This is a genomic window from Proteus sp. CD3 (genome assembly GCF_008808075.1).
Lineage (GTDB): Bacteria > Pseudomonadota > Gammaproteobacteria > Enterobacterales > Enterobacteriaceae > Proteus > Proteus appendicitidis.
This window is the reverse complement of the sequence record NZ_CP019686.1, coordinates 384,162-402,921: the sequence shown is the minus strand read 5'-3', so window position 1 is coordinate 402,921 and position 18,760 is coordinate 384,162. Positions and strand designations below refer to the sequence as shown.

14 protein-coding genes are annotated in these 18,760 nt (G+C 39.8%); 1 reads left to right on the top strand and 13 read right to left on the bottom strand.

The annotated features are described in order from the left end of the window. Positions 1 to 121: 121 nt before the first annotated feature. The 12 genes from BTA34_RS01800 to ribF form a co-directional block, all read right to left on the bottom strand. Positions 122 to 1,762, bottom strand: coding sequence for an ATP-binding cassette domain-containing protein (locus BTA34_RS01800; protein ID WP_265576149.1), 1,641 nt, complete (start codon positions 1,760 to 1,762; stop codon positions 122 to 124). After that, on the bottom strand, positions 1,752 to 3,446 hold the full coding sequence (locus BTA34_RS01795) for an ABC transporter ATP-binding protein (protein ID WP_151434261.1): 1,695 nt from the start codon (positions 3,444 to 3,446) through the stop codon (positions 1,752 to 1,754). The genes BTA34_RS01800 and BTA34_RS01795 overlap by 11 nt, the downstream gene beginning before the upstream one ends. A gap of 212 nt (positions 3,447 to 3,658) precedes the next feature. Next, complete coding sequence (locus tag BTA34_RS01790; RefSeq protein ID WP_151434260.1) at positions 3,659 to 4,552, bottom strand: AraC family transcriptional regulator; 894 nt, start codon at positions 4,550 to 4,552, stop codon at positions 3,659 to 3,661. 179 nt (positions 4,553 to 4,731) lie between these two features. Continuing rightward, positions 4,732 to 4,881 carry a Hok/Gef family protein gene (locus BTA34_RS01785; RefSeq protein WP_409283055.1) on the bottom strand — a complete coding sequence of 50 codons (150 nt, stop codon included), beginning with the start codon at positions 4,879 to 4,881 and terminating at the stop codon, positions 4,732 to 4,734. 479 nt (positions 4,882 to 5,360) lie between these two features. Beyond that, the gene (gene carB, locus BTA34_RS01780; RefSeq protein WP_151434259.1) at positions 5,361 to 8,588 is read right to left on the bottom strand and encodes a carbamoyl-phosphate synthase large subunit; all 3,228 of its coding nucleotides are present in this window, start codon (positions 8,586 to 8,588) and stop codon (positions 5,361 to 5,363) included. Positions 8,589 to 8,605: 17 nt separating this feature from the next. Then, positions 8,606 to 9,769 carry a glutamine-hydrolyzing carbamoyl-phosphate synthase small subunit gene (gene carA, locus BTA34_RS01775; RefSeq protein ID WP_151434258.1) on the bottom strand — a complete coding sequence of 388 codons (1,164 nt, stop codon included), beginning with the start codon at positions 9,767 to 9,769 and terminating at the stop codon, positions 8,606 to 8,608. 434 nt (positions 9,770 to 10,203) lie between these two features. After that, entirely contained in the window at positions 10,204 to 11,025 is an 822-nt protein-coding gene (gene dapB, locus BTA34_RS01770) for a 4-hydroxy-tetrahydrodipicolinate reductase (protein WP_151434257.1), read from the bottom strand. A 233-nt stretch (positions 11,026 to 11,258) separates the two neighbouring features. Further along, positions 11,259 to 12,212 carry a 4-hydroxy-3-methylbut-2-enyl diphosphate reductase gene (gene ispH, locus BTA34_RS01765; protein ID WP_098941153.1) on the bottom strand — a complete coding sequence of 318 codons (954 nt, stop codon included), beginning with the start codon at positions 12,210 to 12,212 and terminating at the stop codon, positions 11,259 to 11,261. Then, entirely contained in the window at positions 12,193 to 12,663 is a 471-nt protein-coding gene (gene fkpB / locus BTA34_RS01760; protein WP_151434256.1) for an FKBP-type peptidyl-prolyl cis-trans isomerase, read from the bottom strand. Before fkpB ends, ispH begins: the two co-directional genes overlap by 20 nt. A gap of 69 nt (positions 12,664 to 12,732) precedes the next feature. Beyond that, positions 12,733 to 13,248, bottom strand: a complete 516-nt coding sequence (gene lspA, locus BTA34_RS01755; protein WP_151434255.1) for a signal peptidase II — start codon at positions 13,246 to 13,248, stop codon at positions 12,733 to 12,735. Between the two features lie 3 nt (positions 13,249 to 13,251). Further along, the gene (gene ileS, locus BTA34_RS01750; protein WP_151434254.1) at positions 13,252 to 16,062 is read right to left on the bottom strand and encodes an isoleucine--tRNA ligase; all 2,811 of its coding nucleotides are present in this window, start codon (positions 16,060 to 16,062) and stop codon (positions 13,252 to 13,254) included. Positions 16,063 to 16,091: 29 nt separating this feature from the next. Next, on the bottom strand, positions 16,092 to 17,033 hold the full coding sequence (gene ribF / locus BTA34_RS01745) for a bifunctional riboflavin kinase/FAD synthetase (RefSeq protein WP_151434253.1): 942 nt from the start codon (positions 17,031 to 17,033) through the stop codon (positions 16,092 to 16,094). Between the two features lie 431 nt (positions 17,034 to 17,464). On the opposite strand from ribF, the gene rpsT reads away from it, so the two are divergent. Further along, positions 17,465 to 17,725 carry a 30S ribosomal protein S20 gene (gene rpsT, locus BTA34_RS01735; RefSeq protein WP_004248964.1) on the top strand — a complete coding sequence of 87 codons (261 nt, stop codon included), beginning with the start codon at positions 17,465 to 17,467 and terminating at the stop codon, positions 17,723 to 17,725. 72 nt (positions 17,726 to 17,797) lie between these two features. Here the strand turns inward: rpsT and nhaR are convergent, their stop codons facing one another. Next, entirely contained in the window at positions 17,798 to 18,718 is a 921-nt protein-coding gene (gene nhaR, locus BTA34_RS01730) for a transcriptional activator NhaR (protein ID WP_151434252.1), read from the bottom strand. Positions 18,719 to 18,760 lie beyond the last annotated feature (42 nt).

Sequence of the window (18,760 nt, the reverse complement as noted above, 5' to 3'; positions counted from 1 at the left end):
AATATTCAAATGATAATGGTTATCACTCTATCAATTTTGAGATTAGGGTATTTTAGATTGCCAAATTATCTCTTTCGATTGCCAATCGATATTACGTCACAACGAATGAAGATCGAAAAACTCAATATGATCCACAAAAACGTGAGAACCATGTTGAAGATAATAACAATGCATTAGGCGAACCTTCTGCAATGACTTTTCCATCCTCTAGCACAATGACGTGATCTGCCCGTTTGGCAACATCAGGATCATGTGTGATCACAACTCGTGTGGATGTTAAGTTTTCAAGATAAAGCGCGACTTTTTCACGACTAATTGTATCAAGGCTCGCGGTAGGCTCGTCTAAAAATAGGATTTTAGGATCGGCTAATAATGAACGCGCCAAGCATAGCCTTTGTTTTTGCCCACCAGAATAACGGTCTCCCTGTTCTCCCACATCGTCATCTAAATCCGCTTGGGTCAGCGATAAACCTAATGCATTAAGTAATTGTAAAATATCCTTATCACTGACTGTTGATTGCTCATCTTGCAATAATGACCAGCGTAAAGTGCCTTTAATTAATTGATTATGCTGAAATACGATTTGTCTTGTTTGCGCTAATACACTCTCAGATAAATCATTAACTTTTTTATCACCATAAAGAATTTGCCCTTTATCCGCATCAATAAGACGAGCTAAAATATGGAGTAGTGTTGTTTTACCCGCACCAGAACTCCCCACAACCACAGTCATTTTTTTATCGGGACAACAGACTGAAATATCAGAAAGAATGGCTTTACCTATATGGTTATTAACATGGAGATGTTCACAATGGATCTGATAATTTTTCGGTACATCACTCTCTATTGGGCTATGTAATATTGGTGTATTCAACGCATTCTTAATTAAAGTGAGTGACTGTTTACTTTGTCTTAATGCCTGATCAATATGAGAAAGCTGAAATAACGGCTCAATAAAGCGGGCAATTAATACAACAACGGCTAACCACTGCGCTAAAGTAAGATAATTAGCATCAACATTTATCACCCCAATCACGAGCACAGCGATAAAAATAACCTGAATACAGAGAGAAAAAATTAAATGGTAAGGTAAACTTCGCTGTAATAACTGTACTTGTTGGTGATGTTGCGCTAGTAAATCTTGCTGTAATTGCTGTGAGAACAGTGAATTTCGCCCACTTTTTCGCAGTAATGCCTGATGTTGTGCAAAATTAGCCAATGTTTTAGCCGCAACAGCCTCTGCTGTTTGCAGTGTTACTTCTTGTCTATACAGCCCTTTGGCACTTATTCGCATCACTGCAACAAGTAATAATGTAGCCACTATAAAAATCAACGCAAAAGTGACGTTATAAAATAAAAGCCCCATAATCACTGTTAATGGTGTAACCACAACACTGATAACAGGTGCAAGTAAATGGGCTGGAATACTCATTGCGCTCATCGCTGCACCTGAGCATAACGTTTGTGCTTGAGGCGGTGGCGTTAAACTACGCGGTAAATGACGGATCAAGGCTTGGACTAAGATCTTCATCACCGTCGTACCCGCAAGAAAACCTTTTAATGTCGCAATATACTGAAAAATAAGTGTAATTAATGTTAATCCCGCTAGCATCCATAAATATTGGCTTGGTCCTTGATGCCAATAGATAATAATGGGTAATAATAATAAACCACATAGCCCTTCTAAAATGGCACTCAACACCATAAAACTAAGTGGATATTTTAAAGATAAGAGTAATGAAACAAAGGGATTAGTCTTCATTTTGCTCTCCTTGTTTTTGTACAAAGTCATGATAAGCAGAGCAATTAACTAATAACTCATCATGATGCCCCATTGCGATTAATTTACCTTCAGCCATAAACATCACTCTGTCTGCTTGTTGTGCTAAAACCAGTGAATGTGTGACGACGACTCGTGTCATGGTTTTATTTTTTATCGCCACAAAAATCTTTTGTGCGTTATCAGGATCAAGTGCAGAGGAGGGTTCATCGGCTAACAACAGAGGGTTATTGGCAATAAAAGCGCGAGCAATGGCAAGGCGTAGAGCTTCACCACCAGATAATGCAATTTCATCATTAATAACGGTTGATAAACCTTGCGGTAAATTCGTTATGACTTCAGTTAAATTGGTTTCATTGATGGCTGATTGCAACTGTTGCTCGCTACAATCGGGATCAAACAACAACAAATTATCGCGAATAGAATAAGGCAATGGCACACTATTTTGCATCACCACAGTGGTTATCTGGTTTAGTGCATTACGTGAATATGCCTGTAAATTCTGATCCTCAACAAAAATCTCACCTGATGTTGCATCCATAAATCGAGCAATCAGTTGTAGCAAAGAGCTTTTACCTGCACCAGAAGATCCAACAATGGCAATAAACTCGCCTTTCTTAATTTCAAAATTAATATTATCGAGGATCTTTTTATCCCCATAAGAGAGGCAAACAGAGTGTGCTGTTAACGCGACAGCATGAGATATCGTCTCGGTCGATAAATCACCATATTGCATTTCAGGCTGATTTAATAATTGCTGAATTCGCTGTGCTGATTGTTTTGCAGCACGTAAAGCATCGCCACCATGCCCCATTGCCATAACAGGCTCTGCGATACGTCTTAATAATAAAATAAACAGTAATAAATCGGCTAATGGCAACGCGTGTTCAAAAATAGTTGCACCCAGTAATAGCCATCCCGTTAATAGCGTGGCACTTAATAATAGCTGAGTAAGTGATCCTAATAATCCAACTCGTTTAACCCAATTTTGAAAATGAAAAACAAAATTAAATAAGGCTTTTTCTGTTTTACTGATAATGCCTTTATGCGGGAATTGACGCGCGATAAGTGGGTTTTCGGCAAGAAGTTGATAATCGCCAAAGAGTATTTTCATCGCACTATCACGCTGTTCACAATAGGTTTGATAACGTGATGATTGTGTTTGTTTAAAACAAAAATAAGCAATGATTAAAGGAATAAGAGAGAAAACCAGTAAAAAAGGATTTAATGTTGATAGCACAATAATAGCGATAACAGGAACAACGATTAATTGCACGATATCAGCAGGTGCATGAGCAATTAATTGATGTAATGCTTTAATATCTCGCTGAACATATTGATTAATACCATTTTTCCCTTGGTTAACGAACCAATTCAATGGTAATTTTTGCATTTTTTCTGATAGTGCTAACCGTAAATGATAGGTTAATTTAGCATCCATTAAATGCGTTAAATGAAAGGCAATAGTCTGCGAAATAAGCCATACAATGCCACCAATAACCGCAATGGTTAGCCAGAACGTATTAGTAGAAGGGAAAGAAATAATAAGTTGATAAAGTGCTAACCAAGGTACTAAAGAGCTAAAACCTGCAACAGCTTGTAGTAACAGCGCACCTATTAATAAAGGGCGATAAGGACGCAACAACGCCCATAATTCATTATGCATAATAATCTCCACAACATCTTGTGGCACTATAGCGAAAAGCGTATTTTCCCTCTAGCAACAAGACTTTAGATTGCGTGACTATTACTTTCGATTTAGATGCATTTTGCTTATTTATTAAGCAAGATGGGAACGGGAGAATTAATTAAGCGTTTAATAGATGACAAATCAAGCGATAAAGATAATTAATATACCGATAAACCTAATAAAATCAATTAAGGCGTGAAATGCCCTTTGCGTACATCGCCCGGTAATATACCAAAACGTTTACGAAACGCGACGGAAAAATGAGCGGGTGTATACCCAACATAATAGGCAACACTGGAGATAGATTCCCCTTCATTTAGCAACATATTATATGCGGTTTGTAAACGATATTCTTGTAGCCAACCATAAACAGAATTACCAAATAATTGACGAAAACCTTGAGTCAGTTTTCGAGTATTTAGTCCCACACGAGTTGCTAATATTTCAAGCTTGGGTGGCGTTTCCATTTCAGCAATTAAAATTTCTTTGGCTTGTTTTAAACTGTTTTTTTCACGCTGACTTAATGGCCGATTGGCTGGCTCTTGTTCATGACATAAATATTGCAAACTTAATGAAGCAAATTCGCAGGCTTTACCTGAGTAGTAAAGTGGTTTTAAGGAGTCGTGAACCGGATTTTGGAATAACTGCATGGTTAACGCTAAAAACGTATTATCCAAAGTCAGATGATGCAACATAAGTGATTGGTTTTGTCGCAGTATTGGAGGTAATAAAATATGTTGTTGCTCAAGCCACTGAGATGATAATTGCAATAATGTATATCTTAGCGGATCGCCAGATTTAAATTGATTCAATAAAGAATAACGTTCAACACTATTAGCAATAAAAATACTCGGTGTTGCTATCTCTATTTTCTGTCCATTGACACTTTCACTAATCACACTTCCACTATGAACCGCCACTAAATTAAAGCCGGCTTGATAAGTCTCTTCAATATGCAGATCTTCTGTGGTTTCTAATACCCCTTGTCGTAATAGAATTTGGTCTTGAAAGCGATATTCTTCAACCTGCTGATGCTTAGGTTGATAACCAATATATGAATAGAATGAAGAGTGTTGAGACATAATAGAAAGATATCAGCAGAGTAAATAATCAGCTATATTCTCAAACACGCAACGAAATAGCAATCATTATCATTTATATCCAACTATCACAAAGAATAATTTAAAAGACAGGGTGCTTGTACCAAAACTCTGACAACTTGAAGAAAAATTGGGAGGGAGAAAACCTCCCTCCAACCAAGCTATTTATTACACATCAAAATAGCTTGAACGACTGTGTTTCCATTACTAATGTTAAGTGAACATAATCGTTCGCCTACAATTATTGTAAAACATAGAACAGTCACACAGATAACCGTAATGCCAAATAAGGTTATTTTCGTCAATTTCATTGACTCCTTTCGGAAAAGGAGACAGAATCAAGTTGTTGATGTTTGAGTCTGTCCCCGGATTTTATGAAAATAGAATTCGGGGCTTTTCTCTTTTTGGCTCTTGCAAAATGCTTGAACCAAAATGATCCAAGCACCCGCCAATATAGTAACAGAAATTTCTCTATTCCCTATACCTCATCCGTAGTAAATAACAAATTTAAATCAATTAAAACAACAAGTTACTCAATCTCGTAAAATAATTCCCTCTTGACTCAAGCGACGAAAAAAGACAAAATGAACCCGCTAAAACAAAGAAATTAACTTATTTTATTTTCTTGACTCCTTACTTGAAAAAAAAGATCCGCACCCACCTCTTTGTTTTGCACTAGCCCCAAATAAATTTATTTGGGGCTATCTTTTTTATATCAAATAGAAAAATAAAAAATCCCGAATACAAGTCTCCTCATATTCGGGATCATTATTACAACAACAAAAAAATCTTAAGATTTACTTATCTTTTTATGCATTTCTTGAACTGAGATAACACTTTCCGTAGGGTCCGCTGTTAATGACAGCGTTGTCGCAAACCCGCCATTTAACGTCGTGTCATAATGGACTTTATATCTTAATGCACTACGACGAATAATTTTAGAATCTTCAATGGCTTGACGACCAGAAGTCGTATTAACAATATAGTCATATTCACCATTTTTGATTCTATCTTCAATATGCGGCCGACCTTCATGAACCTTATTAACTAAGCGTGGGTTTATTCCCGCCTCACCTAATACAATGGCTGTACCATGTGTAGCATCTAATTCAAATCCACTTTTTAGTAATTTCGTTGCTAAATCAACAACTCGCTTTTTATCACCAGTACGCACAGAAAGAAGCGCTCTGCCTTTTTTCTTCATGGTAGAACTGCTGCCTAACATCGCTTTAGCAAAGGCTTGAGCAAAGGTTGCACCAACGCCCATCACTTCACCAGTTGAACGCATTTCAGGTCCTAAAATCGGATCAACACCTGCAAACTTATTGAAAGGTAAAACCACCTCTTTTACAGAGTAATAAGGTGGAATAACTTCTTTTGTAACTCCCTGCTCTTCAAGGCTTTGACCAATCATGACACGCGCAGCGACTTTGGCTAATGGCACACCTGTGGCTTTTGACACAAAAGGTACGGTACGAGCAGCACGAGGATTGACTTCGATAAGGTAAACATCGTTACCTTTCACCGCAAATTGTGCATTCATCAACCCTTTTACACCTAATTCAAACGCAAGCTCACGGACTTGCTTACGCATCACATCTTGAATTTCTTGGCTTAGGGTATAAGCAGGCAATGAGCAAGCAGAGTCACCAGAGTGAACACCCGCTTGTTCGATATGCTCCATAATGCCGCCAATCACGACTTGCTTACCGTCACAAATCGCATCAATATCGACTTCAATTGCATCATCAAGAAAACGGTCTAACAACACTGGCGCATCATTTGACACACTCACTGCGGTTTGGAAATAGCGACGTAAATCGACTTCATCGTAAACAATCTCCATTGCGCGTCCACCAAGAACATAAGACGGACGAACCACCAGCGGATAACCAATCAATTGTGCTTTTTCTACAGCCTCTTCTAAAGCGGTTACAGTGGCATTTTCAGGCTGTTTAAGCCCTAATTTATCAACCGCTTTTTGGAAACGTTCACGATCTTCTGCTTTATCAATAGCATCTGGCGTTGTGCCAATAACTGGCACCCCTTCAGCTTCTAGCGCTCTGGCTAGTTTTAATGGTGTTTGTCCACCATATTGCACGATAACCCCTTTCGGCTTTTCAATTCGTACAATTTCAAGTACATCTTCTAATGTGACAGGTTCAAAATAGAGTCTGTCAGAAGTATCGTAATCTGTTGAAACCGTTTCAGGGTTACAGTTCACCATAATGGTTTCGTAACCGTCTTCACGCAACGCAAGCGCGGCATGAACACAGCAATAATCAAATTCTATTCCTTGCCCTATACGGTTTGGTCCACCACCTAAGATCATGACTTTAGGTTTATCTTGATGTGGATTTGCCTCGCACTCTTCTTCATAAGTCGAGTACATATAAGCCGTATCCGTAGCAAATTCTGCTGCACAAGTATCAACACGTTTATAGACCGGATGGAGTTGATATTGCTCCCGTAACTGGCGAATAACAGGCTCTTTTACGTTAAGTATTTTAGCTAAACGTGCATCAGCAAAACCTTTACGTTTTAACTGACGTAAGAAATCAGCATTTAAGCCTTTTATACCGACTTCGCTGACTTTTTCTTCAAGGCGAACGATTTCTTCTATTTGAACTAAGAACCAGCGATCAATATTGGTGAGGTTAAATACACCATCAACGGATAACCCTGCTCGGAAGGCATCTGCGATATACCAAATTCGGTCAGAGCCGGCTTCTTTTAGCTCCCGGCGAATTTTCGTTAATGCTTCTGGGTCGTCTAAATCGACTTTAGGATCAAACCCTGTCGCCCCCACTTCGAGGCCCCGTAATGCTTTTTGCAAAGATTCTTGTTGTGTTCTACCAATTGCCATCACTTCGCCAACAGATTTCATTTGCGTTGTTAATCTGTCATTGGTTCCTGCAAATTTTTCAAAGTTAAAGCGAGGAATTTTTGTCACAACATAATCAATAGAAGGTTCGAAAGAGGCTGGTGTTCGCCCTCCAGTGATATCATTCATCAACTCATCAAGGGTGTAACCTACTGCTAATTTTGCAGCGACTTTCGCAATTGGGAAGCCTGTCGCTTTAGATGCCAGTGCTGATGAACGAGAAACCCTAGGGTTCATTTCGATAACAATCAAGCGCCCTGTTTTAGGATCAACAGCAAACTGAACGTTAGAACCGCCCGTTTCAACACCTATTTCACGTAATACCGCCATCGAGGCATTACGCATAATTTGATATTCTTTGTCAGTAAGTGTTTGTGCTGGCGCAACAGTAATGGAATCGCCTGTATGAATTCCCATTGCATCAAAGTTTTCGATAGAGCAGACGATAATGCAGTTGTCGTTTTTATCACGCACAACTTCCATTTCATACTCTTTCCAACCAATTAGAGATTCATCAATTAACAGTTCATTGGTGGGTGATAAATCTAAGCCTCGCGTACAAATTTCTTCAAATTCTTCACGATTATAGGCGATCCCGCCCCCCGTTCCGCCCATTGTGAATGAAGGGCGAATAATACAAGGAAAACCCACTTGTTCAGCAACAGCAAAGGCTTCATCAAGGTTATGTGCAATACCTGAACGCGCAGTATCTAAACCGATTTTTTTCATCGCTTTATCAAAGCGTTGTCTATCTTCTGCTTTATCAATTGCATCGGCTGTTGCACCAATCATGGTGACGCCAAATTCAGCCAAGACACCTTGGCGCTCTAGCTCTAGCGCACAGTTCAGTGCAGTTTGCCCACCCATTGTTGGCAATACCGCATCAGGGCGCTCTTTTTCAATAATTTTTCTCACAACTTGCCAGTGAATAGGCTCGATGTACGTTGCATCGGCCATTTCAGGATCGGTCATAATGGTTGCAGGATTTGAATTTACCAAAACAACTCGATATCCCTCTTCACGTAGGGCTTTACATGCTTGCGCGCCTGAATAGTCAAATTCACACGCTTGTCCGATAACAATCGGCCCAGCACCTAAAATCAGGATTGTTTTGATATCTGTTCTTTTAGCCATTTTCTTTCGCTCCTGATTTATTTAGTTGTCACTGATTGCAGGTTTTGACGATATTGCGCGATAAGCTCGATAAAGTGATCAAAAAGCGGTGCGGCATCATGTGGCCCTGGGCTAGCTTCTGGGTGACCTTGGAAACTGAATGCAGGTTTATCTGTGCGATGAATACCTTGTAAAGAACCATCAAATAGCGATTTATGTGTCACACGTAAATTGGCAGGAAGAGAGGTTTCATCAACGGCAAATCCATGATTTTGCGCTGTGATCATCACCGTATTTTTATCTAAATCTTTAACAGGATGATTACCACCGTGGTGACCAAATTTCATTTTGATGGTTTTTGCACCGCTAGCTAATGCTAATAGCTGATGCCCTAAACAAATACCAAATACCGGAATATCAGTGGTTAAAAAGGTTTGAATGGCATTAATGGCATAATCACAAGGCTCTGGATCCCCGGGACCATTGGAAAGAAAAATACCATCAGGAGAAAGGGCTAACACATCTTGAGCTGACGTTTGAGCGGGTACCACAGTAACTTGGCATCCTCTATCCACCAGCATACGTAAAATATTACGTTTCACACCGAAATCATACGCCACAATATGCAATGGCAATTCAGTCGCTAATTTAGCTTCTGGTAATTCATTTTCTAGTGTCCAACTTCCTTGAGTCCACGAGTAAGGCTGTTTGACGGTGACTGTTTTGGCTAAATCCATGCCTTTTAAGCCGGGAAAGGCTTTAGCTTTTTCGAGGGCAAGTTTGGTATCGGGATGTTTACCAGCGATAATACAGCCGTTTTGCGCGCCTTTTTCTCTCAACAAACGGGTTAATTTACGTGTATCAATATCCGCTATCGCAACAATGTTATGGCGTTTAAGATAATCAGATAACGTTTCTTCAGCACGATAGTTGCTCATCACTAATGGTAAGTCGCGAATAATTAAACCTTGAGCATGGATTGTTTCTGATTCTTCGTCTGAACGATTAACGCCGGTATTGCCAATGTGGGGATAAGTGAGAGTAACAATTTGTTGGGAGTAAGAAGGGTCGGTTAATATTTCTTGATAACCGGTCATGGAAGTATTAAAAACGACTTCACCGATGGCGGCGCCTTCTGCGCCAATCGACTTGCCGTGGAATTCGGTCCCATCTTCTAGAACCAGTATAGCTTTTCTAATCAAAACGCCCTCCAGAGAATAATAAATCACATTTCATGCATATTAATTCAGATTTAAGACTCTAAATCAATGCCAAAAACATAAAATTGGGCAAATTTTTGGCAAATTGGGCGCATTCTAAAGATCGAACGAGCAGATGTCTAGAAAAAACACCTTTTTAATTTAAAAAATATCAATTATTAGCAAATTAGTCATCTAAGTGACAATTTACATCAGCGATCTTACAAATTTAACCGTTTGCTTACCAAGTTAATTTAAAAATGGCGTTTAAATAGGAAAAATAGAGGATTTTTGACATTAAGAAAGGAAATATAGGCAAGAATACAGAGAAAATAGATATAAAAAACACATATGCAAATAATTACAAACCAAAATCAACAAAAACTCACAATAAAAAAAATAATCGTGAGTTTTCATTATATTATAAATTTAATAAATTATAAATCTTCTAGTGAAAGCACATCTTTCATATTATATAAACCTGATTTTTTAGAGCTTAACCAAATAGCCGCCTTAACCGCGCCATTTGCAAATGTCATTCGACTAGAAGCCTTGTGGCTTATCTCTACACGCTCACCAATATCAGCAAAAATGGCAGTGTGCTCACCCACAATATCACCTGCACGAATAGTAGCAAAACCAATGCTTTGAGGATCACGCTCTCCTGTATGCCCTACTCGTTCATAAACAGCACACTCTTTAAGATCACGACCTAACGCATCTGCAATAGATTCACCCATTGCTAATGCAGTGCCTGATGGTGCATCAACTTTATGACGATGGTGCGCTTCTACAATTTCAATATCACTGTAAGATCCCATCACTTTCGCTGCTTTTTCAAGTAACTTAAGTACTAGATTGACACCAACACTAAAGTTAGCGGCAAACACAATTGGAATAATTTTGGCGGCATTTTCAATGGTTTGTTTACCTTCATCATCAAAGCCTGTCGTACCAATAATCATGCCTTTTTTCTGTTCTACGCAAAATGCAATATGAGAAAGCGTTCCTTCAGGGCGTGTAAAATCAATTAACACATCAAATTCACCCGCTTGAGCCAGCAAGTTATCGGTGATTGTGACACCAATATGTCCGATGCCCGCTAATTCTCCGGCATCAGTGCCAATCAATGAAGAATTAGTACGCTCAAAAGCAGCACCTAAAACGGTTCCTTCTTGTTGAGAAATTGCCTGAATTAATTGGCGTCCCATACGACCACCCGCGCCAACAACGGCAAGACGAAGTTCTTTTGCAGACATAACTAAATTTCTCCTTAACAATACTTATTGTCTCTATTTATTGTTTACAGATTAGCGATGTCATCCACTTGATGCCAGCATTTAACGTTCAAGATAAGAAAAACACACAAAATCGTGGTCATTATCAGTAAAAGAGATGAACAGCATGATTATTCATTTAACTTTACTTTATATATAAAAAAAGCAGAGTTATTCACTCTGCTTTTTAAATTCACTATCACATTTAAGTGAGATTATTCGATAACTTTATAATCTAGGCGAAGCTCTTTAGGTACTTCAAAAACAATATTTTCTTCACGCCCTGATAATTCAATCACCTCATCAGCACCAAAGGTCTTTAAACGTTCTAATACTTGTTGAACCAAAATATCGGGTGCTGAAGCCCCTGCTGTAACGCCAACAATATTTGCATTAGCCACCCATGACTCATCAATATCTTCAAAGCTATCGATCAGATAAGAAGGCTTACCCGCACGCTGTGCAAGCTCCGCTAGACGATTAGAGTTTGATGAGTTTTTAGAGCCAACGACAAATACAACATCCGCTTTTTCAGCAAGCTCTCTCGCAGCTTCTTGGCGATTGGTTGTTGCGTAACAGATATCATCTTTACGAGGCCCAATAATTTTGGGGAAGCGTGCATTTAAAGCATCAATCACTTCAGATGTATCATCAACAGAAAGCGTTGTTTGAGTCATAAAGCAAAGATTATCTTCATCTTTCACTTCTAATTTCCACACATCAGCTGGCGACTCAACTAAATACATTCCCCCTTCAGGGTTATTGTATTGCCCCATTGTGCCTTCAACTTCTGGGTGTCCCGCATGACCGATTAAAATCGCTTCTTTGCCTTTACGGCTCGCTCTTGCCACTTCCATATGAACTTTCGTTACTAACGGACAAGTCGCATCATAAAGCATCGTTAAATTACGTGAGCGAGCTTCTTGACGAATAGCTTGAGAAACACCATGTGCAGAAAAAATTAAAATCGCGTTATCGGGGACTTCTGAAATTTCTTCAATAAAAATAGCGCCACGTTCACGTAAGTCGTTAACGACATAGCGGTTATGAACGACCTCATGACGAACATAAATAGGTGCGCCATAGATTTCCAGAGCGCGGTCAACAATGCTGATAGCTCGGTCAACACCCGCACAAAAGCCTCGTGGGTTAGCCAGCAGTATTTGCATGTGTTGTTTCCTCCTCAGGATTGATGCTGACAACTTCAATATCAAATGTCACTTCTTCTGATGCTAACGGATGATTAAAATCAACGGTTACAGAATCTTCAGTGACATCTCTTACAATGCCCGGCATTTCACTGCCATTCATTGCTGTAAATAGCATGATAGTGCCTGCCTCAGGCACACCAGACTCTGCAAAGTCAGAAGGCATAAAGTATTGGAGCAAGTCGGGATTGTATTTACCAAAAAGATGTTCACCCGCAAGCGTAAAGGTTTTTTTATCTCCCGTTGATAATCCCAATAATTCAGCTTCTAAGGCTGGCGATAAACTTTCATCACCTAAACGAAAAAGGGCGGGTTTACCATGCGCTTGTGTAGATTCAGCAACAGAGCCATCGGCTAACTTTAAAGTGAAATTCAGCAACACAGCGCTGTCGTTGAGTACCTGCATAACCATACTAATACCTTCTATTAAGCGTAACCCCCGCCATAAGGCAGGGGTTATTTTAGTTAACTTCTTGTCTGATTACTTTTGCTTTTTTGTATCTTGAGGGCTGGCATTTTTATCAGGAAAAAAGCTCTCAATAATAATAAGCCCTGCACCAATACAAATGCCCATATCAGCAATATTAAAGGTCGGCCAATGCCAATCTCCGATATAAACATCAAGAAAGTCGATGACAAACCCGTGGATCAGACGATCAGAGAGATTACCCAATGCTCCGCCAATAATGAGCGCATAAGCAATGTTACTTAGTTTGGCACTCGCTTTGTTTTTATACATCATTACCAATAAAGTAATGCAGATTGCCAATGCAATCAGTGCAAAAAACCAACGTTGCCATCCCCCTTTATCTGCTAAAAAGCTAAAGGCTGCACCATAGTTATGGGCGTAAGTGAAGTTGAAAAAAGGCATCACGGCAACAGATTCATACAGACGAAATGTCTGCATGAAATACTGTTTCGTTCCTAAATCCAACACCACTACGGCGACAGCTAGCCATAGCCAGCGTAAACCTGTAGAGCAAAGTGTTTTCTTCATTAATTAAGCAAACTTACGTTCTTCACCGTTACCGGCTACGTTAGTAACACAGCGTCCGCATAATTCAGCGTGTTCCGCTACTTGACCGATATCTGTCGCATAATGCCAACAACGAGGGCATTTTTCGCCATCTGCTTTGTTAAAGGCGATTTTTAAACCCGCCATATCAGAAGCTAATGCTGTTTCTGGTGCTTCATTAATATCTGCCACTTTCGCTTGAGAAGTTAATAAAACAAAACGTAGTTCGTTACCTAACGCATTTAACTTATCTGCTAAAGCTTTATCTGCATACAGCGTTACTGATGCTTCTAAAGAGCCACGCAGTTGTTTATCTGTACGCGCTTGCTCTAATACTTTGTTGACTTCACCACGAACGGCAAGTAATTCAGCCCAGTAGTCATCATTTAAGGTTTCTGACGCATCTAAGCCGAATAAATCGGTATACCATTCTTCCGTTAAGACATATTTTGCACGTTCGCCTGGTAACTCATTCCAGATCTCATCTGCAGTGAATGACATAACTGGCGCCATCCAACGAACTAATGCTTCACAGATATGGAATAACGCTGTTTGGCAACTACGACGAGCAATGCTATCGCTTTTCGCAGTGTACTGTCTGTCTTTGATGATATCTAAGTAGAAAGACCCCATTTCCACTGAACAGAACTGCATCAGGCGCTGAATAACATTATGGAAATCGTAATTTTCATAATGTTTTAGGATATCCGCTTGTGCTGCTTTCGCACGACCTACTGCCCAGCGATCTAACGTGACCATATCTTCTGGCTTAACTTGGTGTTTTGCAGGATCAAATCCATTTAAGTTAGCTAAGAAGAAACGCGCAGTATTACGAATACGGCGATAAGTATCTGCTGAACGTTTTAAGATCTCATCAGATACCGCAATTTCACCTGTGTAATCTGTTGATGCAACCCATAAACGTAGGATATCAGCGCCCAGTTTATCCATTACATCTTGTGGGCTTACTGTGTTACCGATAGATTTAGACATTTTACGGCCTTGTCCATCTACGGTAAAACCATGCGTTAACACTTCACGGTAAGGCGCTTTGCCTTTGATTGCAGTCGAGATCATCAGTGAAGACATAAACCAACCACGATGTTGGTCAGAGCCTTCTAAGTACATATCTGCTGAATTGCCGTGGAATTCAGGACGCGCATCAACAACTGTTGAGTGTGTTGATCCTGAATCGAACCAAACATCCAGTGTATCTGGCGTTTTCATGTAATCGTCAGCTTCATCACCCAGCACTTCACGGATATCTAAATCCCACCATGCTTGAATGCCACTCACTTCAACACGTTTTGCCACTTCTTCCATCAACTCTAAAGTACGTGGATGTGGCTCTTGAGTCTCTTTGTGAACAAACAGAGACATTGGCGTTCCCCAAGTACGCTGACGAGAAATACACCAGTCAGGACGATTTTCAACCATTGATTCAATACGTGCTTGACCCCAATCAGGGATCCATTTAACACCTTTGATCTCTTTTAATGATTGCTGACGTAAACCGTTTTTATCCATGCCAATAAACCATTGTGGTGTAGCACGGAAAATAACCGGAGTTTTATGTCTCCAGCAACATGGATAACTGTGTTGCATGGCTTCGTGATGTAATAGAGCGCCTTTTTCTTTTAACAGCTCTACAATCACATCATTCGCTTTAAAAACAAACACGCCATCTAATGTTGGATAAGTACCAGCCAAGTAACAACCATTTGGACCAACTGGGTTTGCGACTTCTAAACCGTATTTTTGACCAACAACGAAGTCATCAGGGCCGTGGCCTGGTGCAGTATGAACAGCACCTGTACCCGCCTCTAAAGTAACGTGATCACCTAAAATTGCAGGTACATCAAAGCCCATAAATGGATGATTAAAGCGCAGTAGTTCTAAATCAGCACCCTTGCATTCGCCTAAAACAGTCCAGCTTGTTACGCCAATACGCTTCATTACGCCTTCAACAAGATCAGCGGCTAAAATCACGCATTCATCGTTAAAAGAGACTAACGCGTAATTAAATTCAGCATTTAATGCGATAGCGCGGTTAGCAGGTAATGTCCAAGGCGTTGTTGTCCAGATAACCAAAGAAATAGGCTTATCTGTTGTTGCATGGAATTTTGCGGCAACTGCGTTTGGATCAACGGCGGTGAAACGCACATCAATCGAAGGTGAAGTTTTATCGTAATATTCAACTTCAGCTTCTGCCAGCGATGAACCACATGCAGTACACCAGTGAACAGGTTTAGCCCCTTTTAACAGGTGACCATTTGCGATAATGCGCGCTAATGCACGGATAGTATTCGCTTCAGTTTTATAGTCCATTGTAAGATAAGGTTTTTCCCAATCTCCTAGAACACCTAAACGAATAAAATCTTTTTTCTGTGCTTCAATTTGCTCGTAAGCGTATTTACGGCATTCCTCGCGGAATTGCGCTGCAGATATTTTCTCTCCTGGTTTACCTACGATTTGTTCAACTTTTAGTTCGATAGGTAATCCGTGACAATCCCATCCTGGAATGTACGGAGAATCAAAGCCTGACAGCCCTTTGGATTTAATAATAATATCTTTGAGAATTTTGTTTACTGAGTGACCAATATGAATATTGCCGTTGGCGTATGGAGGGCCATCGTGCAAAATAAATGTTTTCTTACCACTTTTAGCCTGACGAATTGCTTGATACAAACCTTCTTTGTACCAACGTGATAACATCTCTGGCTCGCGCTTTGCTAAATCCCCGCGCATAGGGAACCCTGTTTCTGGTAAGTTCAGGGTATTTTTATAGTCACTCATTCGATTCTCAGTTCCAATTTTCCGCTAGTTTATGACTCCGACCGCTGCGATAAAAAATCCCTAGCAGTAGCCACATCATCTGCGATTTGCTGCTTCAATGCATCCAATGATGCAAATCGCTGTTCATTACGTAATTTCTTTCGTAACACAACATCAATACGACGTCCATATAAATCCATATTAACGTCGATTAAATGAACTTCTAATTGTACGCCCTTCCCTTGTACAGTAGGACGACTTCCGATATTTGCCACACCGGGTAAAGGTGATTGATTATCTGATAAATAGACATCAACGGCATAAACGCCTTTAACTGGTGCAACTAAGCGTTTCATAGGAATATTGGCTGTCGGAAAACCAATGGTTCTACCCAATTCATTACCATGAACAACACGCCCACAAACGCTGTAAGGGTGTCCTAGTAGTGATTCAGCAAGAACTAAATCATCATTGAGTAACGCTTCTCGTACCGCAGTGCTACTGATACGCAATCCTTTATCGCAATAACTTTCTGTATTCGCGACTTCAAATCCATATCTAACACCGGCTTGTTGTAAAAAATGGAAATCACCTTCACGGTTTTTGCCAAAGCGAAAATCATCGCCAATAGCAAGAAACTTTACCCCTAACTTATTCACCAAGAGTGATGAAACAAATTCTTCTGGGGTTTGTGCCGCAAATTGTTTATCAAATTTGACACACAAAAGGTAATCAATACCACATTCAGCTAAATACTTAATCTTGTCTCGTAAACGAGTCAGACGCGCTGGTGCCTTTTCTGGTAAAAAGAACTCAAGTGGCTGAGGCTCAAATGTCATCACAACCGTGGGTAATCCTCGCTGTGATGCCTCTTGCTTCAAATGTTTCAATAATGCCTGATGGCCTCTATGGACACCATCAAAATTCCCAATCGTCAGAACGCAACCGTGGTGTAGCGCTCTAATATTTTGTATACCGCGAATTAGCTCCATAACTGGCTCAATACCGTGGAAATTATTGGATTATACCTTGTCAAAGGCTTGAGAGTAACCCAATATATCAATGTTTATTGATGAGTAATATCTCGACAAGTCGATTCACTGTTATTCTTAAATTTGATTGCTCACATCAAACAAAAAATGGACTATCACTCACTTCTTGGTTATAAAATCGCATAAAATCAAGCGTAGATCCTATTAGAATCTATTATTTATTACTCATATACACGATTTTGATGATTTTTTCACTCAAAAGACTGTATTCTACCCGTCTTAACTGATAAAATCTTGCGCCATCACAACGAAACAAGTGTCGCGTACAACGACGCTAATTTTGTATAAATCCATTGACAAACTTAGGTTGAAAAGGCATATTCCTTCACCTTTGTATTTGTCCTCGCTAGAATATATTTGGGAGTTGGAACTTGGCTAATATCAAATCAGCTAAGAAACGTGCGGTTCAGTCTGAAAAGCGTCGTCAGCACAACGCAAGCCGTCGTTCTATGATGCGTACTTACATCAAAAAAGTATACGCAGCAGTTGCTTCAGGTGATAAAGAAGCAGCACAAAAAGCATTTAATGACATGCAACCGATTGTTGACCGTCAGGCAACTAAAGGCTTAATTCACAAGAATAAAGCTGCACGTCATAAAGCTAATCTGCAAGCACAAATCAAAGCAATGTAATATTGCTTTCTTGTGTTATAAAAAACCGGCTTATGCCGGTTTTTTGTTGTCTACGGTTTAATCGCAATCTACTTATGGGTTTGCAACGCTCTTTTTATCCCCATTAAAGAGTTCAGAAAAATCAGTATTACAAACACGTTGAACTGCTGGATGTTGGATCATTCGCTCTGCAAAAATCGCGTAGTACTCTTCTTTTACCGTATCAAGTTTCCCAATCTCTTCGATATTACTCTGAGCAAAAGTTTCATCGGTATACAGTGAAGGCGCTACAAAGATAGCATTATAATTTAAGCCGAATGCTTTCATTAATGCCGCATCATCAAACTCACCCAATATTTCTACTTGCAGGTTTTTATTACGTATCCATGTTAATAAATGGCGACCTAACATATATCGACGCCCCGGAATAAGGAGTTTTCGCTCTTCTAAGCATTCAGGAAACGGTTTTTCAGGAAGAGGGTGACTGCAAAAAAAGCTCATATTACATTCACCAAGTTTTACAGAGAACAAACCTTCTTGTTGTGACGAATCCACTGGGCAATCTGATAGGATCATATCCAGCTTATGCTGACTTAATTGCTCTAGTAATAGTTCATGAGTAGATTCAAAACAACGCAGATGGATTTGCTCATTATCAATAACAGCCGTTTCTAATACGCGACTGACTAATTGTTTTGATAACGCATCCGCAACACCGACATCAAACAGTAAATTCGATTCACGGCTGTAATTAACGATATCCAGCATTTCTTGGCTGAGCATAAACATTTTATCGGCATAACGAAAAATGAGCTGACCCAATTCTGAAGGAACTAATCCCCTTCCTTGGCGTTTAAATAACTTGCCACCCAATCTTTCTTCTAATGCTTTAATTTGCCCTGTAATTGTCTGAGGTGTCAGATACAGCGCTTGCGCTGCACCCACAACAGAGCCTTCTTTGCACACATGCCAAAAATAATAAAGATGGTTAAAATTGAGATGTGACACCCGCATAGCTATCTTCCTTTCAACTTCTGTGCTTCAAACACAGACTAT